This window comes from Gordonia sp. C13 (genome assembly GCF_023218005.1).
GTDB lineage: Bacteria > Actinomycetota > Actinomycetes > Mycobacteriales > Mycobacteriaceae > Gordonia > Gordonia namibiensis.
Genome location: NZ_JALPSY010000014.1, coordinates 108,226 through 115,130 on the forward strand (window position 1 = coordinate 108,226; position 6,905 = coordinate 115,130).

At 67.9% G+C, this 6,905-nt stretch carries 4 protein-coding genes; 3 read left to right on the plus strand and 1 reads right to left on the minus strand.

All coding sequences use genetic code 11. The annotated features are described in order from the left end of the window. Nucleotides 1–76: 76 nt before the first annotated feature. Nucleotides 77–1,660 carry a cation:proton antiporter domain-containing protein gene (locus M1L58_RS13240; protein ID WP_248659222.1) on the plus strand — a complete coding sequence of 528 codons (1,584 nt, stop codon included), beginning with the start codon at nucleotides 77–79 and terminating at the stop codon, nucleotides 1,658–1,660. 7 nt (nucleotides 1,661–1,667) lie between these two features. Here the strand turns inward: M1L58_RS13240 and M1L58_RS13245 are convergent, their stop codons facing one another. Then, a complete protein-coding gene (locus tag M1L58_RS13245; protein ID WP_248659223.1) occupies nucleotides 1,668–2,225 on the minus strand; it encodes a GNAT family N-acetyltransferase in 558 nt (185 codons plus the stop codon). 70 nt (nucleotides 2,226–2,295) lie between these two features. On the opposite strand from M1L58_RS13245, the gene mfd reads away from it, so the two are divergent. Together mfd and M1L58_RS13255 are read left to right on the plus strand one after the other, a co-directional pair. Then, nucleotides 2,296–5,871, plus strand: a complete 3,576-nt coding sequence (gene mfd / locus M1L58_RS13250) for a transcription-repair coupling factor (RefSeq protein WP_248659224.1) — start codon at nucleotides 2,296–2,298, stop codon at nucleotides 5,869–5,871. A gap of 88 nt (nucleotides 5,872–5,959) precedes the next feature. Continuing rightward, the gene (locus tag M1L58_RS13255) at nucleotides 5,960–6,865 is read left to right on the plus strand and encodes a MazG family protein (protein ID WP_248659225.1); all 906 of its coding nucleotides are present in this window, start codon (nucleotides 5,960–5,962) and stop codon (nucleotides 6,863–6,865) included. The last annotated feature ends 40 nt before the right edge of the window (nucleotides 6,866–6,905 follow it).

Consider the following 6,905-nt stretch of genomic DNA (forward strand, 5'->3'; position numbering starts at 1 on the left):
GTCCAGCGTGCGGCGATAACGTTCCAGACATCCCCGGCGGCGGCTCGCGGCCCAGAGCGGAAGGGACTCCCGGCACGTGGAGACAGTCGGCATCTATCTCGTCGTCATCTTCGGATGCGGCTTCCTGGCGCGACTGGTTCGGCTGCCGACGCTGGTCGGATATCTGGCGGCAGGCTTCATCCTGCACGCGCCCGGCATCGACGACCTGCCGATCATCGACACCCTCGCGGATCTGGGCGTGACGATCCTGCTGTTCACCATCGGTCTCAAACTCGACCTGCGGATGCTCTACCGGCGCGAGGTCTTCCTCACCACCGGACTCAATCTCGCGGTGCTCCTCGGCCTCACCACCGGCTTCCTCGGACTGCTGTCGACGCTCGGCGTGCAGATGCTGATGGGTGAGAGTTGGAAGACGCTCGCCCTGCTCGGTTTCGCACTGTCGTTCTCGAGCACCGTCTTCGTGGTCCAGGTCCTCGACGAGCGCTCGGAGTCCCACTCCCTCTACGGCCGAATCGCCATCGGCATCCTGGTTCTCCAGGACGTCGTCGCGGTCGTCTACCTCACCGCGATGAGTGGGGAACCGCCCAGTCCGTGGGCATTCGCGCTGCTACTCCTCGTCCCCGGCGCGTACATCGTCCGTCGGCTCTGGAACCGCCTCGGGCACGGCGAACTCCAGACGCTCTTCGGCGTCACCATGGCGCTCGTTCCGGGGTACTGGCTGTTCGAATCCGTCGGCATCAAAGGCGACTTCGGCGCGATGGTCATCGGCGTGCTGCTGGCCTCGCATCCGCGTGCCGGCGAGCTGTCCCGCACCCTGTTCGGACTCCGTGAACTGCTTCTGGTGGGCTTCTTCGTCTCGATCGGTTTACACGTCACGCCGACCCTCGACACGGTGATCCTCGGCCTGGTCCTCGTGGTCCTCCTGCCGCTCGAGGCGGCGCTGTTCACCTTCGTGCTGGCCATGTTCGGCCTGCGCCGGCGCACCTCGATCCTGGCCGGTCTCGCGCTGGCGAACTTCTCCGAGTTCGGGCTCATCGTCATCTCCAACGGGGTGAGCAACAACCTGGTCGACGACGACTGGCTGGTGGTCACCTCCGTCGCGGTCGCCGCGAGCTTCGTGTTCTCGACCCTCGTCAACCGTCGCGGCTCCAACCTGGTGGCCCGGCTCTCGGCATACGTCCCGAGAACGGCGGCCGCGAGCGCCCATCCCGATGACGCGCCGATCGACCTGTCGCCCGCCCGCGCGGTCGTCTTCGGTCTCGGCCGGGTCGGCAGTTCGGTCTACAACCGTCTGGTCGACGAATACGGGCTGGACGTCGTCGGCGTCGAGAACGACCCGCTCAAGGTGGCGAACCTGCGCGGGCGAGGATTCCGCGTGATCGAGGCGGACGCGACCGAGACGGGTTTCTGGGAACGGTGCGAAGGAGTCTCCGACCTCGACATCCTCGTGATGGCCATGCCGTTCCACGGGTCCAATCTGGTGGCCCTCGACCGGGTGGAGGAACGGGACTTCGACGGCACCATCGCCGTCGTCGCCCAGTACGACGACGAACGCGACGAACTGCTCGGCCGCGGCGCCGACGTCGCCTTCCACATCTACGAGGGCACCGGCGTCGGTCTGGCCGACGCCGCCGCCGAGGCCGCGGGACTCGACCGCTGAGACCTGACTATGAGGAGGGCTCCCAGAGGTCTTTCTGCATGTAGACGCAGTCGATCCACTGGTCGGCCTTGTGGCCGATCGACCGCAGGCGCCCGACCTCGGTGAACCCGAACCGCGAGTGCAGGGCGATGGATCCCGCCCCACCGGTGGCCGCGATGACCGCGACGATCTGACGCACGTTGTCGCGGTTCGCGCGGTCGAGCATCCCGGCCATCAGTGCCGACCCGACACCGCGACCGCCGTAGCCCGGACGGACGTAGATCGAGTCCTCGGTGGACCGGTCGTACGCCGGCATCCCGCGGAACGTGCCGAGGTAGGCGTAACCGACGATCCGTTCGGTGCTCGTCTCGTCGAGTGTTCGTGCCACCACGAACGGCCGCCCGGCGCCGGTGATCGCCGTGTACTTGGCGTGCCACTGGTCGAGCGTGGGCACGAGGTAGTCGAAGGTCGCGACGGTGTTCTGCACGTAGTGCGCATAGATCTCGGCGACCGCCTCGAGATCGTCGATGGTGGCGTCGGACACCTGGACCCCGGCGGCGTCGACCACGGATTCGGGCTCGGTCATGCGGATGAGATTAGGCGAGCGTGGTCGCCCGACTCCACTGCTGTCATCGGGGCCCAATACAATCGAGCGAGTGTCGACGCCCCGTGCCCTGTCCGGTCTGGCCGCGCTCGCGTGTGCGGACAAATCCTTCCGCGAGGTGCACGAACGCCGTGCCGAACGTCGCCTCGACATCACCGCGCCCGACGCGGCCCGGCCGTTCCTCGTCTCCTGTCTGGCCGCCGGCTCCGACGCCCCGCTGCTGGTCGTCTCGGCCAACGGTCGTGAGGCCGACGACCTGACGGCCGAGCTGGCCGAACTTCTCGACGATCCTGATGCGGTGGCCCAGTTCCCCTCGTGGGAGACCCTTCCGCACGAGCGGCTGTCGCCGAGCGCGGACACCGTCGGCCAGCGCCTCGCGGTTCTGCACCGTCTCGCCAATCCCGGTGACAACCCACTGCGAGTCGTGGTCACCACGGTCCGTTCGCTCGTACAGCCGATGGCCCCGGGCCTCGGCGAGGTCGCCACCGTCACCCTGCGCGAGGGCATCGAGGTCGACTTCGACGGTCTGCTCGCCCAGCTCGTCGAGATGGCGTACGAACGCGTGGACATGGTCGGACGTCGTGGCGAGTTCGCGGTCCGCGGCGGCATCCTCGACGTCTTCCCGACGACCGCCGACCATCCGGTCCGCGTCGAGTTCTGGGGCGACGAGATCACCGAGATCCGGGCGTTCTCGGTCGCCGATCAGCGCAGCCAGCCCGAGGTCGACGCCTCCGAGGTTCGCATCCACCCGGGTCGCGAACTGCTGCTAACCGAGAAGGTACGTACGCGCGCAAGCGATCTCGCGGCGGAGAACCCTGACGACACCGCCCTCAACGAGATGCTCGGCAAACTGGCCGCGGGCATTCCCGTGGAGGGGATGGAAGCACTCATCCCGGCGCTCGTGGACGGCGAGATGCAACTCCTCACCGAGGTCGTCCCCGACGGGACGCGGGTGCTCATCCTCGACCCCGAGAAAGTCCGGACCCGGGCCGCGGACCTGTCCAAGACCGGTGCGGAGTTCCTCGAGGCGTCCTGGACGGCCGCGGCGATGGGTGCGAACGCGCCGATCGACCCGCGATCGGGGACCGGCATCGACCTGCAGGCCAGCGCCTACCGTTCGCTCGGCGACGTGCGCGAAGCGACACTTCAGGCCAAGCGACCCTGGTGGACGCTGTCACCGCTGTCCACCGGCAGCGGGAACGAACTCGAACTCGACCTCGCCCCCGGACCCGCGCCGCGCGGCGACGAGCGCGAGATCGCGGCCACCTTCGCCCAGCTGCGGGCCCACGTGTCCGACGGCAAGACCGCCGCCATCGTCGTCACCGGCAAGGGCACCGCCCAGCGCGTCGGCGAACGACTGTCCGAGGCCGAGGTCCCGTATGTCATCGCCGAGCCGGGGCATCGTCCCGAACCGGGCGAGGTCGCGGTCTTCGGTGCCACGCTGCGTAACGGAATCGTCTGTGCCGATGCCGGACTCGTGGTGGTCACCGAGGCAGATCTCACCGGTACCCGCGTCGCGAACGTCCGAGACGGTCGCAAACTCCCGGCCAAGCGCCGCAACCAGGTCGACCCGCTGGCCCTGACCGCCGGCGACCTCGTCGTGCACGACCAGCACGGCATCGGCAAGTTCGTCGAGATGATCGAACGCACCGTCTCGGGTGCACGGCGCGAGTACCTGGTCCTCGAATATGCGTCGAGCAAACGCGGCCAGCCGGCCGACCGGTTGTACGTGCCGATGGACGCACTCGACCAGCTGTCCCGGTACGTCGGCGGCGAACAACCGTCGTTGTCCAAGCTCGGCGGGTCGGACTGGCAGAACACCAAGCGCAAGGCGCGCAAGGCCGTTCGCGAGATCGCCGGTGAGCTCGTGCAGCTCTACGCCGCGCGCCACGCCGCCCCGGGACACGCTTTCGGGCCCGACACCCCGTGGCAGCAGGAGATGGAAGACGCCTTCGACTTCACCGAGACGATCGATCAGCTGACCGTCATCGCCGAGGTCAAGGCCGATATGGAACGTCCGGTCCCGATGGACCGCGTCATCGTCGGCGATGTCGGCTACGGCAAGACCGAGATCGCCGTGCGCGCCGCGTTCAAGGCCGTGCAGGACGGCAAGCAGGTCGCTGTCCTCGTGCCGACGACCATTCTCGCGCAACAGCATCTGCAGACGTTCACCGAGCGGATGAGTGGTTTCCCGGTGCGGGTGCGCGGGCTGTCGCGCTTCACCGACCCCAAGGAATCCCGCGAGATCACCGAGGCCATGGCCAAGGGTGAGGTCGACATCGTCATCGGCACCCACCGCCTTCTGCAGACCGGCGTCACCTGGAAAGACCTCGGTCTCGTGATCGTCGACGAGGAACAGCGCTTCGGCGTCGAACACAAGGAACACATCAAGTCGCTGCGCACCCACGTCGACGTGCTGACCATGTCCGCGACGCCGATCCCGCGCACCCTGGAGATGTCGATGGCCGGCATCCGCGAGATGTCGACGATCCTCACCCCGCCGGAGGAGCGCCATCCGGTGCTCACCTACGTCGGCGCCTACGCGCCGAAACAGGTCGCCGCCGCGATCCGCCGTGAGTTGCTCCGCGACGGCCAGGTGTTCTACGTGCACAACCGGGTCTCGACCATCGACAAGACGGCCAAGGACATCGCCGCGATGGTCCCCGAGGCGAGAGTCGTTGTCGCCCATGGTCAGATGGGTGAGGATCAGCTGGAGCGCACGGTCTCGGGATTCTGGAACCGCGAATACGACGTGCTCGTCTGTACGACCATCATCGAGACCGGTCTCGACATCTCCAACGCCAACACCCTCATCGTCGACCGCGCCGAGAACCTCGGTCTCTCACAGCTCCATCAGCTGCGCGGACGCGTCGGCCGTAGTCGCGAACGCGGTTACGCCTACCTGCTCTACAGCCCGGACCGGCCGCTGACCGAGACCGCCTACGACCGGCTTGCGACGATCGCCCAGAACAACGAGCTCGGCGCCGGTATGGCCGTGGCACTCAAGGATCTCGAATTGCGCGGCGCCGGAAACGTTCTCGGTGCCGAACAGTCCGGCCACGTCGCGGGCGTCGGGTTCGACCTCTACGTGCGGCTCGTCGGCGAGGCCGTCGAGGCGTATCGCGCTGCCGCCGACGGCAAACCCGTGGAGACCCAGGAGACCGGGGAAGTGCGGATCGACCTTCCGGTGGACGCGCACATCCCGGTCGAGTACGTCGACTCCGACCGTCTCCGTCTGGAGGCGTACCGCAAGCTGGCGTCGGCCACCGACGACGCCGCGGTCGACGCGGTGCTCGTCGAGCTCAACGACCGCTACGGTCCGCCGCCGGTCGAGACGACGCGTCTGGCGTCGATCGCCCGTCTGCGTCTGCGGTGCCGCGAACGCGGCATCACCGAGATCGGACTCGCCGGGCAGGGAGTCAAGATCTCGCCGCTGCCGCTCCTCGACAGCGAGCAGGTGCGTCTCCGCAGGCTCTACTCCTCGGCGACCTACCGCGCGACGACGTCGCTGGTCACGCTCCCGATCCCGCGGACCGGGGGAGTGGGATCGGCCCGTCTGCGCGACGACGAGCTCATCGAGTACCTCACGACGTTCTTGACGCAGCTGAAGCCGGAGCCGAACGGCTGAACCGGTTGTCGGCGATGCGGGCGGGCGTCGACGGGTTCGGGGGTTAGGTTGATGGACAACAGGGGGGTCGAGAAAGGGCGTACGACGCATGACGGTGGTGCTGCTGGACCCGGCACGGCCCGACCTGATCCCCATCCGGGCCCGCGCGTGGCTCACGGGACCGGTGAAGGTCACCGAGGACGTGCCCGCCAGTCTCCTGTGGGAGTTCGACCATGTCGACGCGGTGTTCGACGAGGTGCTCGCTGAGACGCCCGTCGACTCCGTACTGGTGAGCACCGACGCCGATCACCCACTCGTCCGCGTCCGCCTCGCGCGCGGTGAGCAGGTCATCACCGCGGCGAAGGTCTCGGGGATGGCCCTGCTCGACTCCGTCGCCCTCATGGACACCTTGCGCCGCAACGGCCCGTGGGAGAGCACCCAGACCCATCACTCGCTGCGTCGCTACCTCCTCGAGGAGGTCTACGAGCTGCTCGACGCCATCGAGGCCGGCGACCAGATCGAGCTGAAGGAAGAGCTCGGCGACCTGTTGCTGCAGGTGCTCTTCCACGCGCGCATCGCCGCCGACGATCCCGAGGCGCCGTTCGACATCGACGACGTCGCCCGCAGCTTCACCTCCAAGGTGATGGGCCGTACCCCCGGCGTGCTGTCCGGTGCCCACGCCGACCTCGAGACCCAGATCCGCGAGTGGGAGGAACGCAAGGCCGCGGAGAAGAAGCGCGGCTCCGTCCTCGACGGCGTCGCGACGACGCAGCCGTCGCTGGCCCTGCTGCAGAAGATCCTCGAACGACTCACCGCGGCGTCGTATCCGGTGGACACCATCCCGGCCGAGACGTGGACCGTCACCGTCACGGCCGGCGACGACAGCATCGAGGCGCAGGCCCGGGACAAGGCCCTTGTCCTCATGGCGTCGGTCCGCGAGGCCGAGGGTCGCGCGAAAGAGCGTGGCATTGAACTGAATTCGCGCGAGGCCTGGGAGAGTGTGCTGCCAGACTGATGGGTTTCGCTCACCGAATCCGTTCCCGCTCACGCAAATT

Excerpts from the sequence above, each read along its gene's own strand:
- M1L58_RS13245 (WP_248659223.1), bottom strand. The coding sequence starts at position 2,225 with ATGACCGAGCCCGAATCCGTGGTCGACGCCGCCGGGGTCCAGGTGTCC.
- M1L58_RS13255 (WP_248659225.1), top strand. The coding sequence starts at position 5,960 with ATGACGGTGGTGCTGCTGGACCCGGCACGGCCCGACCTGATCCCCATC.